At 52.1% G+C, this 22249-nt stretch carries 18 protein-coding genes, 1 tRNA gene and 2 pseudogenes; 6 read left to right on the forward strand and 15 right to left on the reverse strand.

From position 1 onward, the window contains the following. Nucleotides 1-301 precede the first annotated feature (301 nt). The 6 genes and pseudogenes from chrA to arsR all read right to left on the reverse strand — a co-directional run bounded on the left by chrA (nucleotide 302) and on the right by arsR (nucleotide 6039). Nucleotides 302-1507, reverse strand: coding sequence for a chromate efflux transporter (gene chrA, locus DW58_RS09460; RefSeq protein WP_024548439.1), 1206 nt, complete (start codon nucleotides 1505-1507; stop codon nucleotides 302-304). 230 nt (nucleotides 1508-1737) lie between these two features. Beyond that, nucleotides 1738-2163, reverse strand: coding sequence for a glutaredoxin-dependent arsenate reductase (gene arsC / locus DW58_RS09465; RefSeq protein ID WP_024548438.1), 426 nt, complete (start codon nucleotides 2161-2163; stop codon nucleotides 1738-1740). Between the two features lie 12 nt (nucleotides 2164-2175). Further along, the gene (gene arsB / locus DW58_RS09470; RefSeq protein ID WP_023305191.1) at nucleotides 2176-3465 is read right to left on the reverse strand and encodes an arsenite efflux transporter membrane subunit ArsB; all 1290 of its coding nucleotides are present in this window, start codon (nucleotides 3463-3465) and stop codon (nucleotides 2176-2178) included. Nucleotides 3466-3512: 47 nt separating this feature from the next. Beyond that, nucleotides 3513-5264 carry an arsenite efflux transporter ATPase subunit ArsA gene (gene arsA, locus DW58_RS09475; protein ID WP_024548437.1) on the reverse strand — a complete coding sequence of 584 codons (1752 nt, stop codon included), beginning with the start codon at nucleotides 5262-5264 and terminating at the stop codon, nucleotides 3513-3515. Between the two features lie 17 nt (nucleotides 5265-5281). Next, nucleotides 5282-5644 (reverse strand): annotated as a pseudogene (arsD, locus tag DW58_RS09480) (arsenite efflux transporter metallochaperone ArsD). A 47-nt stretch (nucleotides 5645-5691) separates the two neighbouring features. After that, the gene (gene arsR / locus DW58_RS09485; RefSeq protein ID WP_004129393.1) at nucleotides 5692-6039 is read right to left on the reverse strand and encodes an As(III)-sensing metalloregulatory transcriptional repressor ArsR; all 348 of its coding nucleotides are present in this window, start codon (nucleotides 6037-6039) and stop codon (nucleotides 5692-5694) included. Nucleotides 6040-6385: 346 nt separating this feature from the next. Here arsR and DW58_RS09490 point away from each other — a divergent pair, with 346 nt between their 5' ends. From DW58_RS09490 to DW58_RS09500, 3 genes are all read left to right on the forward strand, one after another. Further along, nucleotides 6386-7471, forward strand: coding sequence for a nucleoid-associated protein (locus DW58_RS09490; protein WP_024548436.1), 1086 nt, complete (start codon nucleotides 6386-6388; stop codon nucleotides 7469-7471). Nucleotides 7472-7473: 2 nt separating this feature from the next. Continuing rightward, nucleotides 7474-8760: a hypothetical protein gene (locus DW58_RS09495; protein ID WP_024548435.1), complete on the forward strand. Its 1287-nt coding sequence runs from the start codon at nucleotides 7474-7476 to the stop codon at nucleotides 8758-8760. Between the two features lie 519 nt (nucleotides 8761-9279). After that, the gene (locus DW58_RS09500; protein ID WP_235047726.1) at nucleotides 9280-9774 is read left to right on the forward strand and encodes a hypothetical protein; all 495 of its coding nucleotides are present in this window, start codon (nucleotides 9280-9282) and stop codon (nucleotides 9772-9774) included. Between the two features lie 10 nt (nucleotides 9775-9784). Here the strand turns inward: DW58_RS09500 and DW58_RS09505 are convergent. The 4 genes and pseudogenes from DW58_RS09505 to proB all read right to left on the reverse strand — a co-directional run bounded on the left by DW58_RS09505 (nucleotide 9785) and on the right by proB (nucleotide 13740). After that, a pseudogene (locus DW58_RS09505) lies at nucleotides 9785-11022 on the reverse strand (tyrosine-type recombinase/integrase). A 162-nt stretch (nucleotides 11023-11184) separates the two neighbouring features. After that, nucleotides 11185-11260 (reverse strand) — tRNA-Thr (locus DW58_RS09510). Nucleotides 11261-11372: 112 nt separating this feature from the next. Further along, nucleotides 11373-12626 carry a glutamate-5-semialdehyde dehydrogenase gene (gene proA, locus DW58_RS09515; RefSeq protein WP_024548433.1) on the reverse strand — a complete coding sequence of 418 codons (1254 nt, stop codon included), beginning with the start codon at nucleotides 12624-12626 and terminating at the stop codon, nucleotides 11373-11375. A 10-nt stretch (nucleotides 12627-12636) separates the two neighbouring features. Further along, complete coding sequence (gene proB, locus DW58_RS09520; RefSeq protein ID WP_024548432.1) at nucleotides 12637-13740, reverse strand: glutamate 5-kinase; 1104 nt, start codon at nucleotides 13738-13740, stop codon at nucleotides 12637-12639. A 291-nt stretch (nucleotides 13741-14031) separates the two neighbouring features. On the opposite strand from proB, the gene phoE reads away from it, so the two are divergent. Then, complete coding sequence (phoE, locus tag DW58_RS09525) at nucleotides 14032-15099, forward strand: phosphoporin PhoE (protein ID WP_024548431.1); 1068 nt, start codon at nucleotides 14032-14034, stop codon at nucleotides 15097-15099. Between the two features lie 80 nt (nucleotides 15100-15179). Here the strand turns inward: phoE and crl are convergent, their stop codons facing one another. The 3 genes from crl to gpt all read right to left on the reverse strand — a co-directional run bounded on the left by crl (nucleotide 15180) and on the right by gpt (nucleotide 17451). Further along, nucleotides 15180-15581, reverse strand: coding sequence for a sigma factor-binding protein Crl (gene crl / locus DW58_RS09530; RefSeq protein WP_024548430.1), 402 nt, complete (start codon nucleotides 15579-15581; stop codon nucleotides 15180-15182). A 57-nt stretch (nucleotides 15582-15638) separates the two neighbouring features. Beyond that, nucleotides 15639-16886, reverse strand: coding sequence for an esterase FrsA (gene frsA / locus DW58_RS09535; protein WP_024548429.1), 1248 nt, complete (start codon nucleotides 16884-16886; stop codon nucleotides 15639-15641). A 106-nt stretch (nucleotides 16887-16992) separates the two neighbouring features. Further along, a complete protein-coding gene (gene gpt / locus DW58_RS09540) occupies nucleotides 16993-17451 on the reverse strand; it encodes a xanthine phosphoribosyltransferase (protein WP_024548428.1) in 459 nt (152 codons plus the stop codon). A 257-nt stretch (nucleotides 17452-17708) separates the two neighbouring features. Here gpt and pepD point away from each other — a divergent pair, with 257 nt between their 5' ends. Beyond that, nucleotides 17709-19166, forward strand: coding sequence for a cytosol nonspecific dipeptidase (pepD, locus tag DW58_RS09545; RefSeq protein ID WP_024548427.1), 1458 nt, complete (start codon nucleotides 17709-17711; stop codon nucleotides 19164-19166). A 78-nt stretch (nucleotides 19167-19244) separates the two neighbouring features. Here the strand turns inward: pepD and dinB are convergent, their stop codons facing one another. Then, nucleotides 19245-20303, reverse strand: a complete 1059-nt coding sequence (dinB, locus tag DW58_RS09550; RefSeq protein ID WP_024548426.1) for a DNA polymerase IV — start codon at nucleotides 20301-20303, stop codon at nucleotides 19245-19247. A gap of 370 nt (nucleotides 20304-20673) precedes the next feature. Here dinB and dpaA point away from each other — a divergent pair, with 370 nt between their 5' ends. Next, on the forward strand, nucleotides 20674-21417 hold the full coding sequence (gene dpaA, locus DW58_RS09555; RefSeq protein WP_024548425.1) for a peptidoglycan meso-diaminopimelic acid protein amidase: 744 nt from the start codon (nucleotides 20674-20676) through the stop codon (nucleotides 21415-21417). Here the strand turns inward: dpaA and DW58_RS09560 are convergent. Next, nucleotides 21388-22155, reverse strand: a complete 768-nt coding sequence (locus tag DW58_RS09560; protein WP_024548424.1) for a class II glutamine amidotransferase — start codon at nucleotides 22153-22155, stop codon at nucleotides 21388-21390. The two genes, dpaA and DW58_RS09560, sit on opposite strands and share 30 nt — an antisense overlap. Nucleotides 22156-22249: the final 94 nt, after the last annotated feature.

Genomic DNA, 22249 nt, shown 5'->3' on the forward strand with positions numbered 1-22249 from the left:
TTTAATGTGGATAACCTTTTTACTTCGGTTCAGGGTGCTGGAGCAGGTCACATCCGTATCTGGCAGCAGTGGATTGCCTGAGGAGTCAGATCCTCGTTCACAGTGGACCTAAAGCTCGGTTAGCTCGTCCGCTTTGAGCGAGGTGCAGACGTTATACTGAGGAACTTTGGTTTTCAGGGTTAAAATTGTGGACCTTCTGGTTTGTGCGATATTAAGTCAGTTATTAGCCGATATGAAAAAGTTGCGCCACCATCACTAAAGCTCAGTACTTTTCCGTCAACCTGTCTGTCGTTTCGGAACTTTATAACATCCAACTTAACAACCAGCCCGCAAAACCACTACTCACTACAATGAGCCACGGCGGTATCTTCCAGAACATCAGAGCGATCAGAGCCACGAGAGCAAGGCCAAAGTCTTGCGGTGTTTGAATCGCACTAGTCCATACCGGCTGATAAAGAGCTGCCAGCAGCAGGCCAACCACAGCCGCATTAATACCCATTAAGGCCGCCTGCGTACGGGTATTACTACGCACACTTTCCCAAAACGGCAACGCCCCCACAATCAGCAGAAAGGACGGAGCGAAGATTGCCAGCAGGCAGACCAGCCCCCCCAACCAGCCATAAGGGAACTGGCTCATTGAGGCTCCGAGAAAAGCTGCAAATGTGAACAAAGGGCCGGGAACCGCCTGGGCAGCACCATAGCCTGAAAGAAATGTGTCATTGCTAACCCAGCCGGAAGGCACCACTTCAGCTTGCAGCAATGGCAGAACGACATGCCCACCGCCAAAAACCAGTGCTCCAGTCCGGTAGAAAGTTTCCACAATTAACAGCGTCTGGTTTGGGAATATCGCTGTCAGCAATGGCAGACCTGTCAACAGGACAAAAAACAGCATGAGCCAGCACAACCCGACGTGACGTCGTATGGATACAGGCAGCGGGTCATGCTCCATAATTTGTTGTGGTTTGAACAATAATAAGCCAATGACAGCCGCGATAACGATGACCCCAACCTGCCCCCAGGCGGAAGGAACAAGAAGCACAAAGCAGGTCGCCGCCGCCATGACAGTAATACGAGGTACATCCGGACAGAGATTGCGAGCCATACCCCATACAGCTTGCGCGACCACCGCAACAGCCACAACCTTGAGTCCGTGCAGCACACCAGTCGGGATCGCATCACCGTAACTGGTAATCCCCAACGCAAAAAGTATTAGCGCAACGGCTGAAGGCATAGTAAAACCGGCCCATGCTGCAAGTGCACCGGTATAACCGGACCGGGACAAGCCTAGCGCAATACCGACCTGACTACTTGCTGGGCCAGGAAGAAACTGGCACAGAGCGACCAAATCTGCATAGCTGCGCTCTGTCAGCCACTGTCGTCGCGTAACAAACTCATCGCGGAAGTAACCCAGATGGGCAATCGGGCCACCAAAAGAGGTCAGGCCCAGTCGGAGGAAGATCAGAAATACATCCCATGGGCTGCTGTCAGTCCTGGTAATATCAGTCATCGTTGTATCCAGATTTTTGGTTTAGTCCATTTATCATAATCGGTTACAGATTACGAAACATGATAACCAAACTAAGCCATTACCTTCATACGTTGATTTACGCTTCGTATTTTTAAAACGTCTGCTGTTGGCATAAAGCGGACCGCCTGAAGCGTTGCGAGGTCTGCTATGAGCGAAAGGTGGACGCCCGCATAGCGTTAACAGGCGTCCGATATTTTAAAGTGGGCAGATTACTTAACACGCTTCCCCGTTTCGCCAATGACTTTCTCACCATCCTCTTTGGTAAATGCTCCTTTCTGACGTTCCGGAATGATATCCAGAACCAACTCCGAAGGACGGCAAAGTTTAGTTCCCAGTGGCGTCACTACAATCGGACGGTTAATCAGAATCGGATGTTGCAGCATAAAATCGATTAACTGGTCGTCAGTAAATTTATCTTCTGCAAGACCCAGTGCCTCAAACGGTTCGACGTTCTTACGCAACAAAGCACGGACGGAAATGCCCATATCTGCAATGAGTTTGACCAGCTCATCTCGTGAGGGTGGAGTCTCAAGGTAAAGAATAACGGTCGGCTCATTACCGCTGTTGCGGATCATCTCCAGCGTATTACGAGACGTGCCGCAGGCCGGGTTGTGATAAATGGTGATGTTGCTCATATCAGTATCTCATTACAACGTGAAAGAGAGACGTAGCGCCAGTGCTGCCAGCGTTACAAACAGCACAGGCAGAGTCATGACAATCCCGGTGCGGAAATAGTATCCCCAGGTGATGGTCATATTCTTCTGTGAAAGGACATGCAGCCAAAGCAGCGTTGCCAGGCTACCAATAGGTGTAATTTTTGGGCCCAGATCGCAGCCAATCACGTTGGCGTAGATCATCGCTTCTTTGATAACGCCTGTTGCGGTGCTTCCATCAATAGAAAGAGCGCCAACCAGCACGGTAGGCATGTTGTTCATGATGGAAGACAGGAAAGCCGTCAGGAAGCCAGTACCCAGCGTCGCAGCCCAGAGTCCTTTATCCGCCAGTACGTTCAGCACACCGGAAAGGTATTCGGTTAGCCCGGCGTTGCGCAGACCGTAGACCACCAGATACATCCCCAGCGAGAAAATAACGATCTGCCAGGGTGCCCCACGCAGCACTTTACCGGTATTAATGGCATGGCCTCGTTTAGCTACTGCAAACAGGATCACAGCTCCAACAGCCGCAATCGCGCTAACGGGAATACCGAGCGGCTCAAGCACAAAGAACCCAACCAGCAGAAGAATTAAAACTATCCAGCCGGTTCTGAAGGTTGCCAGATCTTTAATCGCCTTTGCCGGTGCTTTCAGGAGAGCCAGGTCGTAAGTCGGTGGAATATCTTTGCGGAAGAACAGATGCAGCATCACCAGCGTGGCGATAATAGCGGCAATATCCACCGGCACCATTACCGACGCATACTCAGTGAAGCCCAGTCCAAAGAAGTCCGCCGAGACTATATTCACCAGGTTCGACACGATAAGCGGCAGGCTGGCCGTATCGGCAATAAAACCGGCAGCCATGACGAATGCCAGCGTGGTGCCTTTGCTGAACCCTAATGCCAGCAGCATGGCGATGACTATCGGCGTCAGAATAAGTGCCGCACCATCGTTGGCAAACAGTGCCGCCACCGCCGCACCGAGCAGAACGATATACGTAAAGAGCAAACGTCCACGACCGTTACCCCAGCGGGAAACGTGCAGCGCTGCCCATTCGAAAAAGCCGGACTCATCAAGCAGCAGGCTGATAATAATTACGGCAATAAAGGTCGCCGTCGCGTTCCAGACGATATTCCACACCACCGGAATATCGCCCACATGCACAACGCCAGATATCAGAGCCAGGCCCGCGCCCAGCATTGCACTCCAGCCGATCCCTAATCCCTTTGGTTGCCAGATAACCAAAACAATGGTCAGGACAAAAATAGCGCCTGCCAGTAACATAAAACCTCCTGACAGGGCGACTTTGCCGCCCTGTATATGCAAAAAAATTAACTCATCAACTCTCTGAGCTTTTCAATACCAGCGGGCTCTGACGCCAGCACCGGAACAAGCGCTATACGGTTAGCGTACTGATTCTTAACAGCCTCAATCTGAGGCTGTTCCTGATGAGCGCGCTGGCAAAGCAACGGAGAACGCGTATCCGCAATGGAAAGGCTGTTATTGATAATCCAGCCCCACGGATGAATTCCCGCTCTTTCAAGATCAGCCTGCAGGTTTGCCGCTTCCAGCACCGGTGTGGTTTCAGGAAGCGTAACCAGCAGAACTTTGGTTCGTTCCGGGTCCTGAAGCTGCATCATGGGGGTAGTAAAATGACCTTTACTCCCCATTTTTTTGGCAATCTCTCGGTGGTAAGCCCCGGTCGCATCCAGCAGCAACAGCGTGTGTCCGGTAGGGGCGGTATCCATAACAACAAAGCGCTTACCCGCTTCACGAATCACGCGGGAGAAGGCCTGAAACACGGCAATTTCTTCAGTACAGGGAGAGCGTAAATCCTCTTCCAGTAGCCGTTTCCCTGCTTCGTCCAGATCTCTTCCCTTCGTCTCAAGAACATGCTGGCGATAGCGCTCGGTTTCATCGTGAGGGTTGATGCGGCTGACCTGCAGATTTTTGAGGCTGCCGTTCAGCGTTGTACTCAGGTGCGCAGCAGGATCAGAAGTCGTGAGATGCACGTCAAATCCCATGTCTGCCAGCCTGACGCCGATGGCAGCAGCCATCGTGGTTTTCCCTACGCCACCTTTGCCCATCAGCATAATCAGGCCGTGTTCACTGCGAGCGATATCATCGACCAGGCCAGAGAGCGATAAGTTTTCAGGCGTGTACAGGACGTTCGTTACCGGGAGCGGTAATGCCTCAGAACGGGTATCCAGCAGTCCCTTCAATGCTGAAACACCAACCATATTGACTGGCTGTAGTAATAGGGTATCTGTCGGTAGCTCAGATAAACCGGCAGGAAGATTTGCCAGTGCCTCCTGCTCACGTTGCCATATCGCAGCGGCCAGGGCGTCATATTCAGTTTCGGCTTTAGGCAGCACACCATTAATCACCAGATACTGGTTTTTCAGGCCAATTGCGGCGACTTCTTCATGGGTGCGGGCGACTTCCTGCAGCGTAGATTTTTGCAGTCGCGCAACCAGAACCAGGCGGGTACGTTCAGGATCGGATAACGCCTCTACCGCATGAGCATACTGCTCACGCTGCTTTTCCAGCCCGGCCATTGGGCCAAGACAGGAAGCACCATCTGGATTACTTTCAATGAAGCTACTCCAGGCACCGGGAAGCTGGAGAAGGCGAATCGTGTGGCCCGTCGGCGCTGTATCAAAAATGATGTGATCGAAGCGGGTCAGCAGGGAAGCGTCTGTCAATAAGCTGGTGAACTCATCAAACGCCGCAATCTCAGTGGTACAGGCTCCTGAAAGCTGCTCGCTGATACTGTTAACAACGTCATCAGGCAAAAGACCTTTGATAGGATCAACGATTCTGGAGCGGTATTGTTTGGCGGCTTCCTGCGGGTCGATTTCCAGAGCGGAAAGTCCATGAACTGCTGCCACAGGGCGAATGGTGTTACCGATAGCCTGATCGAATACCTGGCCGACATTGGAGGCTGGATCGGTACTGACCAGCAAAACCCGCTTACCCTGTTCAGCAAGGCGGATTGCCGTCGCGCAGGAAATAGAAGTTTTTCCTACACCTCCCTTACCGGTAAAAAACAGGTAAGGCGGGATATTCTGTAAGAATTTCATATGTCCTCCTGACATACTCAGCAACAGGAAGTATTACCACCACAGCAACTGGTGGGAGCTAACCCTACCTTCTCCAGCGGAATACCGAACCAGCGAGCCAGCTCAGCACGTTTTGGGTATCGCCCTGCCATCACAGTTTCACCGTCCAACAGCAGTAGCGGAAGCCCTTCTGTTCCAGATGCTTCGAGGAATGCTTTCGCTTTCTAATTCTGAACAAAGCTCATGGGCTGCTGCGCCAGGTTGTAACGTTCAACCTGTACGCCACGTCCTTTCAGCCACTGCACATCAGCAGAAAAATCAACCAGAACCTGATCGACATCTGAGCCACATACGCCGGTACTGCAGCACATTGCCGGGTCAAACACCGTTAACGTCTTCATTCTGAATACCTCACATTCGTAAAATCATATATGTTCAGGCAAATTTTTTAGATGCAAACAGCTTTACCGCTACCAGAGCAGTTTGCCGATGCCAGCTTACGGGCGATGGCCTGTACGTCGTCCTGTTGGCTTAACCAGGCCTGCTCAATCACCTGAGCGGCCCAGGAAGGAATATGCGGAGACAGGCGGTAGTGGACCCATTTGCCCTGTTTGCGATCCAGCAATAGTCCACTTTCCCGGAGCATTGCCAGATGACGGGAGATCTTGGGCTGCGACTGCTCCAGCGCTGTACAGAGATCGCACACGCACAGCTCTCCCATCTCTCTGAGCAGCAGCACGATGCCTAGACGGGTTTCATCGGAGAGGTTTTTGAAGAGTTGTAGGGAAGTAAACATCTTATTCGCTCCATCATGCCTGCCGTGAGCATACTCCAAATTAGGATTATATAAATTAATACATACGTTTTATCATATGCATGATATCTAAGTGCCTAGTTTCATGCAACTGTACAGATTTAGTTACGTTACTTAACGAAGCTTTTGAAACCATGTATAAAAAATCAAACTTCTCCCCTAAAAACTGTCGTTTTGTTCATATATGCAAGAAAAAAACCTTTTTACGCTTAATCGTAAACATTACACTATCTGAAACAGGCAACCTTCGGAGCTGAAAGAGATTTTTTCAGCTTTTTTATGAGGTTAGGTTGATCACTATAGTGATATATTGATGATAGGTATAAAAATGGCATTTCAGTTAAGGCATTGTGTTATACACGAACTAGTAAAAGAAAGTGGAAAACAGCGCGTTGAGGCTATTATTAAGCAGGTTCTACCTACAGATGACAAATATGTGCAGGAATTAGTAAAATCTCTGAATGACTTAATTGGAAAAAAAGAAAACCAAGCAGCAAGAGGTACTTTTGACATTGAGGATCCTACTTACAGGGTACCTAATGCTTTCCAAGACTATTACAGCGGTAAGGCAGAGCCTGATTCATTTCATACATTTTCAACTGTGTGTATGAACGAGCTTACTCGGCAAGCAAAAGACCCTTCGAGAGTTGCCGCATCCGGTGGAGCAATAGTATTTGCTCATTACACAAGTGGCACCTCAAACTTCATGCTTATTACAATGGTTAAGCAAAAGGAAGCTTTACGGCTAGATGAAAATTTAAAGCCCGTCGGGATCGTTCAAATAGACATGGCCAAGATACATCAGGCTGCAAGGGTAAATTTTGATAGATATTATCAATATGAAACATTACCGGAAGAAGAAAAACCTACGTATCTCGCTTTCGTCAGTCCTAAAATAAATCAAGATGCTTCGGGTTATTTTGTAGCAGCCTTAGGATGTTCAGATAGTGTTCCCTCTGCTAAAGCCACTGATGGCGCACTTAATGGGGTTAAACAATACTTCGAAGCGAATAAAGAATTAACTGCGTATAAAAATCAAGCATATGATGCTGTACTCAATTATTTAACATTAAAAGAAGATGGTAAATTAGCATCTCTTACCGAAATCGACCATGCAGTTAGAAGTACAGTTCCTGCAGATAAGTATGAACATATGGATAACTTTATAACCTATCTTAATAGTGAGGAAATTGGACTACCGTTAGAGTTTTCTATTAACAGAGCTGTGCTCGGTAGACGTGCGAAAGTAAAAGCCAAGTCAAATGGGTGGGAGTTAAACTTTGAAAGACGATTTTTTGGTACAGCTCCAGGATCAGTAATCCAGTATAATCGTGCAGATAAAAAACTGATAATATCGAAGCTAGACGAAAATATCATACAAAAATTAGAAGCTGTTCTTAAAGAGAGAGGGTAATTATGTCCGCTCAACAATTTGAAAAATTAGTCAATTTATATCGTGGGCTCGGTAGACCTGCCATGACTGATTCTCAATTTGTTTTCAAGGGAAAACTTAGCGATAACCTTACGCAGCTAAAAGAGCTATGGGATGAACATAATCCAATGCTCTCAGATTTTGAAATATTATTTAGTGATTCAAATGCCGGGACTTATTTCGGTGATATCTTCCCCATCAATATTGATCATGATACAGATGTAACACTGAAGGTCTCTTTACCGGGTGGGGATTTTCAATTTGTAGATTCACTTGATGTCTTTTTATCATTTGATAACAAATTAAACATGGGGTTAGATGTCGAGAATGTATATCTTGTTCAAGAAGATTATATTTTTGGAGAAAATACTGACAACCTAACAATTAAAAATACATTAATACTTTCTCATTTTATAAATGAACTCAGCAAATTAGCAAACTATATTGATCGAATTGATGACAATGGCCGCCTTAAGATTGTATTTATTGATACCGGAAGTTCTAAAAAAACACCTCCAATTGTATTTGAGCCAAAGATATCGATAGATAATGCTTCTTACCCTGCCGTAGATTTATCAGTCTTTAATAATATCAATAATCATGAGAATGATAATGCTCATGTTCAAGAAAAACAATCAATGTTTAGAGTTTCAGTAATCGAAGTGCTACGAGAAGTAGATGGGGAGGAAGACAATTTTAATAAATTAATTAAACATTGGGAGCTCCTGAAAGAGACATATTACGGTAATTTTGAATGCTATTTGACGAACTTTTCATTTCTGAAACAAAAAAAAGAAGCTGCCGAAAATTATATGTCAGTATCAAGTAAAATATCAAATACTCTATCCTCTATTTCAGGGAAACTTTTCGGCCTTCCCATTTCCATAGGTGTTGCTCTTGCTATATTAAAATCATCAGAAAAATTTGAAAGTATTCTCACATTAATTGGTGTCGCAATCACATCACTGTTAATATTATTTACCATTCAAGATCAGAGAAAGGTCCTTTATTCTATAAGGGCGTCCATAGATGCTTTGTTTAGCCATACAAAATCGGCTAAATCTGGTGAACTGTCAGAACTTATAGCCTCCCATAAAAGAGATCTTTTTTCTCAGGCTGATAAACTTAACTCAGTTATGGTTATCTTTTTAATTTTATCAGTCACACCATTCATCCTCTCATTATTAGTTTATTTATCGAAATTTGAACCAACCATTGTTATTAAATTCGATGAGTATATATCAATATTCATGAAGCAATTACTATCTTAATTTTAAAAAAAGCCCACTTAAAAATAAAATTTAGCTAGCTAACAATGGCAATGGCAATGGCAATGGCAATGGCAATGGCAATGGCAATGAATATGACAGCATGACATTATTAACTTAACGCTATGATTATAAATAATATTTAACAAAAACCTTCATACAATTGAATACAGAATTGCCCATACCCCATAACTAGTTTCGCAACGCAAATGCATCTTACAAACATAGCCAGTCCGATATTCCAATCAGGTTATTAGGAGAATGCAACTGAAGTAGAAACTCCCCTATGTAAAATATCATCTCAACCGGAACTTGAATATGGCGGTCATTGCTTGCTTAGTCTGCTTTGAGCGAGAAGTGGATTAAGTATGGCACAAATACCGATTTATGGGTGTTTATCATAAACGTGATATATAGTTTCCTGTGATTAACTCAATGCCTTGACACACAAAATGGTATCCGTTTGATTCATTGATTCATTGATTCATTGATTCATTGATTCATTGATTCAGGAGGGTTTTAGTGATAAAAAAGTCATATAACCTTTGGGATTTAAGGCTAGTTGTGAAAAAAATCAGTCCTTCCGATGTGAAATATATAAAACTAGGTCCCGGTGGGAAATGGGAAGCCGAATGTATTGATACTGGTATCATAAAATTTGGCTACCACGAGACACCAAATCAACTCTGTATAGATGGTAAATGGGCTGAGGTTCATGAAATATGGAAAATCATCAGGGGAAGTAAAACGGGTACAGCTACTAGTGACCTTAACCAGATAAAAGTGTTTTATACTGCTCAGGAAGATACTGTCTTTATCACCTTCTACGGTGGTTTTCTTTATTGGTGCAGACCAACAGGCGACGTCACTGTTCTTCAGGATGGCAGCCAATATTCCCCTATAAAAAATTACGAATCTAATTCTATTAAAATTGCTAAATTACTTTGCAATCAGAATGTCTGTTTTTGGTGCAAAACTAACTATCAACAAAAGAGGTATCTAAGATACTCCGAATGAAAATAGCCTCCTAGAGATCTAGATGTCTTTTAGCTATTTTATATGTTTCGAGAATATTCCTTTTTAGTGTCTCCCCTTTTTGCAACTCAGCCATATAGTTTGCATACCACTGCATCATCTCCCTCCGCCCTTCCAGATACAACGCATGGTTGTACGTCCCACGAATCGCATTCTTATCGACATGCGCAAGCTGTGTCTCAATCCATGCCGTATTGAATCCTTCCTCATGCAAAATTGTACTCATAGTGTGCCTAAAACCATGTCCAGTAACCTTTCCCGTATACCCAATCCGTTTGAATACTTGATTAATGCTCGCTTCACTCATCGTCTTGCGGGGATCATTACGCCCTGGGAACACCAGCGGATATTGCCCTGACATCACTTTGAGCTGCTTTACGATTTCCAGCGCTTGGGTAGAGAGGGGCACCAGATGAGGCCCTTTCATCTTCATACGCTCTGCAGGTATTTCCCACACCGCTTTTTCAAGATCAAACTCACTCCAGGAAGCACCTCGGAGCTCGCCAGTGCGAACTCCCGTAAGGATCAGCAGACGTGCTGCAAGAACAACTAACGGGCTTCCTGTGTAGCCTGCGAGGGCTTTAAAGAAATCTGGTAACTCCTCAACAGTCAGGAAGGGATAATGCTTTGATTCATGCCCTGACATCGCGCTGGTTAGATCTGCCGCAGGATTGTATTCCGCGCGGCCGGTAACGATGGCATAACGAAAAACTTCGCTGCAGCGCTGGCGAACCTTCTTGGCCTTCTCTGTCGCGCCACGGCTTTCCATTCGACGCAGCACATTCAGCAGAACCAAAGGTTTGATTTCATTCACCGGTTGCTGGCCAATATAGGGGAAAATATCTTTATTGAAGGCTTCAATAATGTCCGAAGCATAAACTTCTGACCATCGACTCACTTTCGTTCCGTGCCATTCAAGCGCGACTGCCTGAAACATGTTGTTGAGCTGCGCATCGCGAACCAGCTTTCTTCTTTCTTGGCGAAAGACGGATCGATGCCCTCGGCCAGCTTTTTCTTGGCTTCATCACGCAGTGCCCTCGCTTTTGCAAGGGACACTGCCGGATAGACCCCAAAAGCGATACGCTTCTCTTTTCCATTGAAGCGATATTTCATTCGCCAGTATCTGGAACCAGAGGGAACAACCTCAAGATACAAACCAGCACCATCTGCCACCTTGTAGGCTTTTTCTCTGGGTTTAGCTGCATCTACCTGTCGCGCATTTAGCTTCATTGGGGGCATCTCCCTGGACCGAACACAGAATGCCCCCACTTATGCCCCCAACTGTAACTTGATTTCGGCTGAGTCCAGTTGATAACAGGAGATAAAATACGGGCTATAAACCGCAGCATATGGCTTTAAGTTGATTTCGGTAGACTTGGGAAGAGTTTGAAGTGGTGCCGATAATAGGAGTCGAACCTACGACCTTCGCATTACGAATGCGCTGCTCTACCAACTGAGCTATATCGGCGTTGTGATGAGTATCACGGAGATGAACAACGGTGAAAAGGGTAGAAAAAAGTGGGTGATGCGTCAATGCCCTTTGTGTTTAAGCGGCCATTTTTGCATCACCCGTTGGTCAGTTACGCACGAATTGTATCGTCGCCAAAACCAATCCATTTGTAGGTAGTCAGCGCTTCAAGGCCCATCGGGCCGCGGGCGTGCAGCTTCTGGGTGCTGACCGCCACTTCCGCGCCGAGGCCGAACTGCGCGCCGTCGGTGAAGCGGGTGGAGGCGTTAACGTACACCGCAGACGAATCCACTTCATTGACAAAGCGGTTGGCGTTGCGCAGCGTGCGCGTCAGGATCGCATCCGAATGCTGGGTGCCGTGAGCGCGGATGTGATCGATCGCCGCATCGAGATCGGCGACGATCTTCACGTTCAGATCGAGCGATAAAAACTCGTCGTCGTACTTTTCCGGTTTCACCGCCACGGCAGTCGCCGGGCCATCCTGCAGCAGGCTCAACGCCTGGCTATCGGCATGCAGCGTTACGCCTTTCTCCGCCATCGCGTTACTCAGCGCTGGCAGAAAACGCGCCGCCACACCCTGATGCACCAGCAGGGTTTCAACCGTGTTGCAGGTGCTGGGGCGCTGGGTTTTGGCGTTAACGATAATATTAATGGCCGGGGCGAACTCGGCGCTGTCGTCAACGAAGATATGGCAGACGCCAATCCCGCCGGTAATCACCGGGATGGTAGACTGCTCGCGGCACAGCTTGTGCAGCCCCGCTCCGCCGCGCGGGATCAGCATGTCGATGTAGTTATCCATACGCAGCAGTTCGTTGACCAGCGCCCGATCCGGGCTCTCGATCGCCTGCACGGCGGCGGCGGGCAGGCCGCACTCCACCAGCGCCTGCTGGATCACCCGCACCGTGGCGGCGTTGGTGCGCCAGGTCTCTTTTCCGCCGCGCAGGATCGCGGCGTTGCCGGTTTTCAGGCACAGCGAGGCGACGTCGACGGTGACGTTGGGGCGCGCTTCATAGATCACGCCAATCACGCCGAGCGGTACGCGGCGGCGCTCCAGACGCAGGCCGCTGTCGAGCAGGCCGCCGTCAATCACCTGCCCTACCGGGTCGGTGAGGTGGCACACCTGGCGCACGTCGGCGGCGATGGCGCTTAGCCGGGCCGGGGTGAGCTGCAGGCGGTCGAGCAGCGCGTCGCTCAGGCCGTTATCACGGGCTTCACTAACGTCCTGCGCGTTGGCCGCGAGAATGGTCTCTGACTGCGCTTCCAGATAGTCGGCAATCTTTTCCAGTACGCGGTTTTTTTCGCGGCTGGAGAGCAGTGCGAGCTGATACGAGGCGGCTTTCGCCGCTTTGCCCATTTGTTCAAGCATGGCCGGCTCCTTAGCGGGTAATCATGTCGTCGCGGTGAACGGCAACCGGGCCATATTCATAGCCCAGCACGGTTCCGATATCCTGCGAATGCTGACCGGCGATACGCCGCAGCGCATCGCTGTTGTAGCGGCTGACGCCGTGGGCGATGTCGCGGCCATCAAGGCTGCGAATGCGGATAACCTCGCCGCGGGAGAAGTTTCCGGTGACGTCTTTGATGCCTTTTGGCAGCAGCGAGCTGCCCTTCTCAAGGATGGCGGCGCAGGCGCCCTCATCCACACTGAGTTCGCCTGCCGGCGGAGCGCCGAAAATCCAGCGCTTGCGGTTTTCCAGCGGCGTCTGAAGGGCGTGGAAGCGGGTGCCAACCGGGGTGCCGTTCATCACGGCGCCAATCACGCCAGGCCTGCTGCCCGCGGCGATGATGGTGTCGATGCCGGCGCGGCAGGCGACGTCGGCGGCCTGCAGCTTGGTGCCCATGCCGCCCGTTCCCAGGCCGGACACGCTGTCGCCGGCGATGGCGCGCAGCGCATCGTCGATCCCGCGCACGTCGGTAATCAGTTCCGCCTGCGGGTTAGTGCGCGGATCGGCGGTGAACAGCCCCTGCTGATCGGTAAGCAGCAGCAGTTTGTCGGCACCCGCGAGGATGGCGGCCAGCGCCGACAGGTTATCGTTATCGCCGACCTTAATCTCCGCGGTGGCGACCGCGTCATTTTCGTTAATCACCGGCACGATATGATTATCCAGCAGGGCGCGCAGCGTGTCCCGGGCGTTGAGGAAGCGCTCGCGATCTTCCATGTCGGCACGGGTCAGCAGCATCTGCCCAATGTGGATGCCGTAGATGGAGAAAAGCTGCTCCCAGAGCTGAATCAGACGGCTCTGCCCTACCGCGGCCAGCAGCTGCTTGGAGGCGATAGTAGCCGGCAGTTCAGGGTAGCCCAGGTGTTCGCGCCCGGCGGCGATGGCGCCAGAGGTCACGATAACGATACGGTGCCCGGCGGCATGGAGCTGCGCGCACTGGCGTACCAGCTCCACGATATGGGCGCGATTAAGTCTGCGGGATCCCCCGGTTAATACGCTGGTGCCGAGTTTTACCACCAGCGTCTGGCTGTCACTCATGATGTTTATGCCGTTCAACGAAAAGAAAAAGTTATACCAGTGAACGTTGTAACAGGAGTCGTGGCTCTTGCCAACAGGCGCTTTGAAAAGGCTCAGAATTGTTGTGCTGGATCGGCAAAACTAGCGTTACTTGTTGACAGTGATATGACAGAAGTAAATAAACACGATTATTTAAAATTTATCTTATTTTGTAATAAAACCTTCATCCCAAAACGATAAAACCCTCCATGTTTTTTCACGGGACCTAACGTCCTGAGAATATTAAGCGCGTTCTATCAATTGGGATTGAAAATGAAAAAGAGCACTCTGGCATTAGTGGTAATGAGCATTGTCGCTTCAGCCTCTGTTTCAGCGGCAGAAGTTTATAATAAAAACGGCAACAAGCTGGACGTATACGGCAAAGTCAAAGCTCAGCGTTATATCAGCGACAACGACAGCGTCGATGGCGATAACACCTATGTGCGTTTTGGTTTCAAGGGCGAAACCCAGATTAACAGCGAACTGACCGGCTACGGTCGCTGGGAAGCAGAGTTCTCCGGCAAAGATGCTGAATCCACCGATGCGCAGACGCAGAAAACCCGTCTGGCCTTCGCCGGTCTGAAGTGGTCACAGTTTGGCTCTCTCGATTACGGTCGTAACCTCGGCGCGCTGTACGACGTTGCCGCCTGGACCGATATGTTCCCGGAGTTCGGCGGCGACTCGCTGGCCCGTACCGATAACTTCATGACCAAGCGCTCTACCGGTCTGGCAACCTACCGTAACACCGATTTCTTCGGCATGATTGACGGTCTGGACCTGACCCTGCAATACCAGGGCAAAAACGAAAACCGCTCGGCGATTCGTCAGAATGGCGACGGCTTCGGTACCTCTCTCTCCTATGACTTCGGCGGCAGCGATTTCGCCATCAGCGGTGCCTATGCGAAATCTGACCGTACCGACGATCAGAACGCAATGGATCTGGGCCGTGGCGACAACGCGGAAGCCTGGGTTACCGGTGTGAAATATGACGCCAACAACCTGTATATGGCTGCGATGTATGGCGTATCACAAAACATGACGCCGGTGTCGTCGTCACGTGGTTTCGCCAACAAAGCGGAAAACTTTGAAGCCGTGATTCAGTATCAGTTCGACTTCGGTCTGCGTCCGTCTCTTGGCTACGTGCTGTCCAAAGGCAAAGACATGGAAGACGGTATCGGCAACGAAGATCTGGTCAACTACATCGACGTGGGCATGACCTACTACTTCAACAAGAACATGTCGGCGATGGTGGATTACAAAATCAACCAGATCGACAGCGACAACAAACTGGGCATCAACGACGACGACGTGGTCGCAGTTGGCGTAACCTACCAGTTCTAAGTTCGCCCCAACAAAAAAGCCCTGCAATGCAGGGCTTTTTTTATTCGAACCGCACGGTGCGTGGCCGGACGGTTAGTGGGTCAGGCAGAGAGTTTTACCGGCTTCTCGGCAAAATCGTCGGCGGGTTCCAGACCCAGCTCAAGCGTGGTCAGCAGGGCATGCAGGCGCTTATGGAAATCGCGCAGCGTCTGCTCCAGCTTGTCATTGACTTCGTTATCTTTGATCGCCGTTGGCTGCCAGACGCCTTCTTTGTCAAACAGGCCAAAGTGGTACGTGTAGGTAAAGCGTTTTTCCTGCGCTTCCAGCTCCATCCACCATCCCCAGAACTCACGCTTTTCGGGTGCTGGCTTCACGTTTACACAAACCGCCAGGCAATCGAAAAAGAAGCGCGTACCTTCACACTGCTCCTCCCGAATATACGGGCCAAGCGCAGTGAATTTCTTAATCAGCCTGCTTTTTGGGTGTCCACTCGGTAACGTCATTGCGATCTCCTTTAATGAAGCAACTGTTTTACCAGACCAATGAAATTTATCAATCCATTAACGCAATCTATCGCCGATCCAGTCGGTAATTTCCTGCAGCGCGCGGTCAAAGTTGCGATAGACCGGGCTGAAGGGAATCTCCATCAGTTTGCCGTCGGCGGATGACGAGGTGATTAAACGCGACTCTTCCGGTGGACTGAAGGGATCGTTTTTCCAGAAGCCGGAGAGCATCGGCGTCGGGCAGCGGCGGCCGAGCAGCCCCTGGGTTTTAAGCGAGTAGCGGTTGAGCTCGACGCGCAGCGCGCTGTCGGCAGCGTCATACATGCCAAGGCGGCTGGCGAGCACGTCCATATACATCTCCGGGACCTGATCCTGACGCGCCGGCTCGTTTAACAGGTGGTGTACCACCGGACCCAGGCAGGCGACCGCTTTCAGGCGCGGCGACTCCAGATACGCCAGCCGTACCGCGACATTGGCGCCAAAGCGGAAACCAAATGCCGCCACGCGGGTATGGTCAACCCAGGGAATGCCGGGCAGCGCGTGAAGCACGTGCTGGTGCAGCAGGCTGGAATCCTGGGTCAGTTTCCACTTCGAGGAGAAGCCGACCGAGGGCATATCCACCGTCAGCATGGCGATGCCCGCCGGGGCCAGATAGTGCTCGAAAAGAGTATAGTAGTCGCTTTGCAGGGCATCGAGGCCACCGCACACCAGCACCGTAGGGCAAGGACCGTCGACGCCTTTAGGCAGATGCAGGAAGCCCGAGACCGGGCTGCCGCCGGGAATGGGGAACTCCAGCTCGCGCAGTTCGCCCGACAGCCGCGGAGCCGCTTCTTCATAGGCTTTGTTGGCCAGCACCTGCGCCTGTTCGGCCAGATCGTCCCCTTTCAGATGCGGATAGGCCGCAATGCTGTAAAGGTTGGCGGCCATCAGCCAGTGGCGTCCTTTCTCCTGCTCATCCTGGGCATTACCGGCGCGCTGCTGCCAGAGCATGGCCTGCTTCGACCATTCGTAGATCCAGTTCCCGCTGCGGTAGCCCACGACGGTGTCGTAGAGCTCGTCATCGGTACGTTCGGTCTGGCTTGCGGCGATCCGCGCCATCACTTCGAGAATTTCACGCGCATCCACGCCACGCCATACCCACATCAGGCGGTTGATCATGCGGTACCAGTGCGGGGCGTTTTTACCGTCCAGCGCCGACTGAACGGCTGGCCCCTGATGATGCTGAACGCGGCGCACCAGGGTTGAGGTTTCAGGATGCTTGAAACGCGGTTTGAACAGGGTTTCGCTGAGGTTAGCCTGGGTCATCGTGCTTTACTCCATTACACGCTCACGAACCCTTATTGTAACTTTACCGGCGCTAAATAAAACAAACGCCCGGACAAAGCCGGGCGTTATTTACATCTTTATACGATTAACGGCCTGACAGCGGCGGTACAAAGACCACGCCCATGTCCCACGGCTGCTCAATCCAGGTGTCCTGCGGGATGTCGATAACGTAATCGTCCACCAGCGGGCGACCGGCCGGTTTGGCGAAGATGGTGACGAAGTGCGCTTTCGGGTACATGTCGCGAATCGCTACCGCGGTGCCGCCGGTATCAACCAGATCGTCAATAACGATAAAGCCTTCACCGTCGCCTTCCGCGCGCTTGAGCACTTTCAGCTCGCGCTGGTTATCGTGGTCGTAGCTGGAGATGCAGACGGTATCGACGTGGCGAATACCCAGTTCACGCGCCAGCAGCGCGGCCGGCACCAGGCCACCGCGGCTCACGGCAATAATGCCTTTCCACTGCTCGGAGGGCATCAGGCGGCTTGCCAGTTTGCGGGCATGGATCTGCAACATGTCCCAGGTGACGACGTATTTTTCGCTCATGTGAAGTGTCCCGGCCTGTAAAAAACGGCGTAAAAATTGTTCGAGGGGGAATTGGTTGCGCGAGATTATAGAGATCTGACGCGCTAAAAACCAGTGCTGCGCGGTTCAGGCTATGGATTTTACGCCTGCGGCACTACCCCTCGCAGCAGAAAATGGTATTCTCGACGTCACCATCCTGGGCTGAATAAAGCCTGTGTTCATCTGCTAAACCTGTGACCCGTCGCTAATTTGCCCGGTCTACCTCAAGGAGACTTAACGTGTCTGAACTGTCTCAGCTATCGCCACAGCCGCTGTGGGATATTTTTGCCAAAATCTGTTCCATTCCGCACCCGTCCTACCATGAAGAAGAACTCGCAAACCACATCATGGGCTGGGCGAAGGAAAAAGGTCTGCACGCAGAGCGCGACCAGGTTGGCAACATCCTGATCCGCAAGCCGGCTACCGCGGGCATGGAAAACCGTAAACCGGTGGCCCTCCAGGCGCACCTGGATATGGTGCCGCAGAAAAATAACGACACCGTTCACGACTTCACCAAAGACCCGATCCAGCCGTGGATCGACGGCGAGTGGGTGAAGGCGCGCGGCACCACGCTTGGCGCCGATAACGGTATCGGTATGGCGTCCGCGCTGGCGGTACTGGCCGACGAGCGCGTTGAGCACGGTCCGCTGGAGGTGCTGCTCACCATGACCGAAGAAGCGGGCATGGACGGGGCGTTCGGCCTTCAGGCCAACTGGCTGCAGGCCGATATTCTGATCAACACCGACTCAGAAGAAGAAGGCGAGATCTACATGGGCTGCGCCGGCGGGATTGATTTTATCTCTACCCTCGCCCTGACGCGTGAAGCCGTACCGGCAGGTTTCCAGACCTTTAAGCTGACGCTCAAGGGCCTGAAAGGCGGCCACTCCGGCGGCGATATTCACCTTGGTCTCGGCAACGCCAACAAGCTGCTGGCACGTTTCCTGGCGGGCCATGCGGCGGCGCTGGATCTGCGTCTGGTGGATTTCAACGGCGGTACCCTGCGCAACGCGATTCCACGCGAGGCGTTTGCCACCGTGGCCGTGCCTGCCGATAAAGCCCAGAGCCTGAAAGCGCTGGCGGACGAGTACCTGGCGATCCTGAAAAACGAGCTGGCGGAAAAAGAGAAGAACCTGACGCTGGTGCTGGAAAGCGCGCAGAGCGATCGCGCCGCGCTGACGACCGCCTCCCGCGATGCGTTTGTTCAGCTGCTGAACGCCACCCCGAACGGCGTGATCCGTAATTCTGACGTGGCGAAAGGCGTGGTGGAAACCTCCCTCAACGTGGGCGTGGTGACCATGGATGAGCAGAACGCGCAGATTATCTGCCTTATCCGTTCGCTGATCGACAGCGGCAAAGAGTACGTGGTGAGCATGCTGGAGTCCCTCGGCGCGCTGGCCGGTGCCCACACCGATGCCAAAGGCAGCTACCCTGGCTGGCAGCCGGACGCCAGTTCACCGGTAATGGCGCTGGTGCGTGAAACCTATCAGCGTCTGTTCGACAAAACGCCGAACATTCAGGTGATCCACGCGGGTCTGGAGTGCGGTCTGTTCAAGAAGCCGTACCCGGAGATGGATATGGTATCCATCGGGCCGACCATTACCGGTCCGCACTCCCCGGATGAGCAGGTGCACATCGAAAGCGTCGGCCACTACTGGACGCTGCTGACCGCCCTGCTGAAGGCGATCCCGGCGAAGTAAGTCGCAGTAAAAATAGTCAGGGCGGGGAAATCCCCGCCCTTTTTTATTGTCTGCCGTCCGCCTTTCACCCTCGCCCGCTTACAGCCCCAGCAGCAGCTGCCTCTCGATTTGCGGATCGAGCAGCGTCACGTGCAGGCCCACCAGCCGCACGCCGCGTCCTCCGCGTCGCTCATCCCAGGTTTTCCGGGCGGTGGCGATAAGATCCTCTTTATTGAGCTTCGGCCAGACGTGCTCCTGGGTGGTGAGCTGGAAATCGTTGAACTTGAGCTTTACGCCCTGGCGGGCAATGAGCAGGTCGGGCTTCACGCTGGTGAGCCGCCGTTCCAGTTCGGGATAGAGCTGCTGCTCGATGATCGCCTCGCACTGCGCCCAGTCGTGAATATCCTCAGCCAGGGTGCGCTCCACCCCCACCGACTTACGCTGCCGCTCGCTGCTTATCTCACGCTCGTCGATGCCCTGGCTGCGCTCCCACAGCACCCGGCCAAACTTGCCGAAGCGCTTAAGGAGCTGGGCGAGATCGCTGTTCTGCACATCGGCGCAGGTGCGCAACCCCATCTCCTCAAGCTTGCCGGCGGACACTTTGCCGACGCCGGGAATCTTGCTCAGCGGCAGCGTCTTCAGAAACTCAGGCACCGCCTCGGGCGTAATCACGTACTGCCCGTTGGGTTTGTTGAGATCCGACGCAATTTTGGCGAGGAACTTTATCGGCGCGATACCCGCCGAGGCGGTGAGGCCAGTTTCGCGGTAGATGGTGGCGCGGATCTCCTGGGCCATCAGGGTTGCGGAGCCGTGGCAGTGCGGGCTGTCCGACACATCGAGATAGGCTTCATCCAGCGAGAGCGGTTCAATCAGGGCGGTGTAGCGCGAGAAAATCTCGCGGATATGCGCCGAGGCCTCTTTATAGGCATCGAAGCGGCCCGGCAGCAGAGTGAGATGGGGACAGAGCTTGAGCGCGGTGGCGGTGGGCATCGCGCTGCGCACCCCGAATTTCCGCGCCGGATAGTTAGCGGTACTGATCACACCGCGCCGCTCACGGCTGCCGCCAATTGCCAGGGGAATATCGCGCAGGGCAGGATTATCGCGCATCTCTACCGCCGCGAAAAAGCAGTCCATATCCACGTGAATGATTTTACGCATACCCCGCCCTCATCTTTACTGGATAAGTATACAGGAAAACCTTAAAAAATAAGAAGCGCGGCTTCGCGGCCACTATCGCTTCAGATAATATCGTCCAGAAATGGAATAGCCGCTGCGGTCCTACGCAGCGCAGGAATAGCGGCCAATAAGAAATAACGCATTGTTTTTTGGCCGCATAAAAATATCTTCGCCACGCTGAAAACGTCACACGGATCCGGTATAACGTTGGGCGGCAGTGAAAACATCCCTTTGGACTGTTGCGAAAATCTTAATTGCTGCTAATGTGAGCGCTCCATTACAGAATAGTCTGATTCTGGGTCTCTCTTGCCGTCCCGGCAGTGGTTTACGCTTTATCAAGGAAATAAGTAGAATGCGCAAAATCGCATTATTCATTGCGATGCTTCTGATCCCGTGCGTCTCGTTTGCTGCGCTGACGGGTGGCAATAGTTCCGCGTTGTCCCTCAGCAAAGAAAACAAGCAGCAGCTTATGGGCTCCCCGGTGTATGTTCAAATCTTCAAGGAAGAGCGCACGCTCGAGCTGTACGTGAAGATGGGCGAGCAGTATCAGCTGCTGGACAGTTTCCGCATCTGCAATTACTCCGGCGGTCTTGGCCCGAAACAGCGCCAGGGCGACTTCAAAAGCCCGGAAGGCTTCTACAGCGTTCAGCGCAGCCAGCTCAAACCCGACAGCCGTTTCTATAAAGCGATTAACATCGGTTTCCCGAATGCCTATGACCGCGCGCACGGCTATGAAGGGAAGTACCTGATGATCCACGGCGCCTGCGTGTCTGTTGGCTGCTACGCCATGACCGATACCGGCATCGATGAGATTTTCCAGTACGTGACCGCCGCGCTGATTTTTGGTCAGCCGCAGGTGCAGGTCAGCATCTATCCGTTCCGCATGACCGACGCCAACATGGCGCGTCACAAGTACTCGTACTACAACGAGTTCTGGAAGCAGCTCAAGCCGGGCTACGACTATTTTGTCCAGACCCGTCAGCCGCCGGTAGTGTCCGTCTCCCCGGAAGGCCGTTACGTAGTCAGCAAGCCGCTTGCCAGCACGCCGGTCCATCCGCAGCTGGTGTCAAACTACGCGCTCCCCAAGGCAGAATAACGCCCACTCGCCTGGCATAATCTTTTGCCAGGCTTCGTTGCCCGTCAGGGGCTGCGTCGCAATGACCGTGACCACATCGTCTGGTGTGGTCTCCTGCACAAAATCAATTTCCACATCCTGATCCAGCAGCTTCGCCACGCCAAACGGCGCGCGGCGGGTTATCCAGAACAGATTGGTAGAGCAGAACGCCATCACATACCGGCCGTCGGACAGCAGCATGTTAAACACCCCTTTTTCGCGTAGCTGCGCGGCGAGCGTGGCAATAAAGCGGAACACGCTGTCCATTTTGGCGGGGGTGCGCGGATAACGCTGGCTTAGCTCATGCAGTAGCCAGCAGAAGGCTTTCTCGCTGTCGGTCTCCCCTACCGGACGAAACTGGCCGGTATGCAGCGTGCGATAGCCGTTCAGCTGCCCGTTGTGCGCGTAGGTCCAGTTGCGGCCCCACAGCTCTCGGGTAAACGGATGGGTGTTTTCCAGCGCGACTTCACCGCGATTCGCCTGGCGAATATGGGCGATCACCGAGCAGGACTTGATGGGATACTCCTGCACCAGCCTGGCGATGGGCGAGTTAAAACTGGGTTGGGGGTCTTTGAACGTCCGGCAGCCCTTTCCTTCGTAGAAGGTAATGCCCCAGCCGTCTTTATGCGGCCCGGTGCCGCCACCGCGCTGGACGAGGCCGGTAAAGCTAAAGCAGATATCGGTGGGCACATTCGCGCTCATCCCGAGCAGTTCGCACATAGTCACCTCATAACACGCCCGTCAGGCCCGGTCTGGTTGATGTCCGGAAGCGGCCAGTGCGCTAAAACCGGGGCGAACCAGGGGTCGCCGGGTT

The organism is Siccibacter turicensis LMG 23730, from assembly GCF_000463155.2.
Lineage (GTDB): Bacteria > Pseudomonadota > Gammaproteobacteria > Enterobacterales > Enterobacteriaceae > Siccibacter > Siccibacter turicensis.

Excerpts from the sequence above, each read along its gene's own strand:
- chrA (WP_024548439.1), bottom strand. The coding sequence starts at position 1,507 with ATGACTGATATTACCAGGACTGACAGCAGCCCATGGGATGTATTTCTG.
- arsC (WP_024548438.1), bottom strand. The coding sequence starts at position 2,163 with ATGAGCAACATCACCATTTATCACAACCCGGCCTGCGGCACGTCTCGT.
- arsB (WP_023305191.1), bottom strand. The coding sequence starts at position 3,465 with ATGTTACTGGCAGGCGCTATTTTTGTCCTGACCATTGTTTTGGTTATC.
- arsA (WP_024548437.1), bottom strand. The coding sequence starts at position 5,264 with ATGAAATTCTTACAGAATATCCCGCCTTACCTGTTTTTTACCGGTAAG.
- arsR (WP_004129393.1), bottom strand. The coding sequence starts at position 6,039 with ATGTTTACTTCCCTACAACTCTTCAAAAACCTCTCCGATGAAACCCGT.
- DW58_RS09490 (WP_024548436.1), top strand. The coding sequence starts at position 6,386 with ATGGCATTTCAGTTAAGGCATTGTGTTATACACGAACTAGTAAAAGAA.
- DW58_RS09495 (WP_024548435.1), top strand. The coding sequence starts at position 7,474 with ATGTCCGCTCAACAATTTGAAAAATTAGTCAATTTATATCGTGGGCTC.
- proA (WP_024548433.1), bottom strand. The coding sequence starts at position 12,626 with ATGCTTGAACAAATGGGCAAAGCGGCGAAAGCCGCCTCGTATCAGCTC.
- proB (WP_024548432.1), bottom strand. The coding sequence starts at position 13,740 with ATGAGTGACAGCCAGACGCTGGTGGTAAAACTCGGCACCAGCGTATTA.
- phoE (WP_024548431.1), top strand. The coding sequence starts at position 14,032 with ATGAAAAAGAGCACTCTGGCATTAGTGGTAATGAGCATTGTCGCTTCA.
- crl (WP_024548430.1), bottom strand. The coding sequence starts at position 15,581 with ATGACGTTACCGAGTGGACACCCAAAAAGCAGGCTGATTAAGAAATTC.
- frsA (WP_024548429.1), bottom strand. The coding sequence starts at position 16,886 with ATGACCCAGGCTAACCTCAGCGAAACCCTGTTCAAACCGCGTTTCAAG.
- gpt (WP_024548428.1), bottom strand. The coding sequence starts at position 17,451 with ATGAGCGAAAAATACGTCGTCACCTGGGACATGTTGCAGATCCATGCC.
- dinB (WP_024548426.1), bottom strand. The coding sequence starts at position 20,303 with ATGCGTAAAATCATTCACGTGGATATGGACTGCTTTTTCGCGGCGGTA.
- dpaA (WP_024548425.1), top strand. The coding sequence starts at position 20,674 with ATGCGCAAAATCGCATTATTCATTGCGATGCTTCTGATCCCGTGCGTC.
- DW58_RS09560 (WP_024548424.1), bottom strand. The coding sequence starts at position 22,155 with ATGTGCGAACTGCTCGGGATGAGCGCGAATGTGCCCACCGATATCTGC.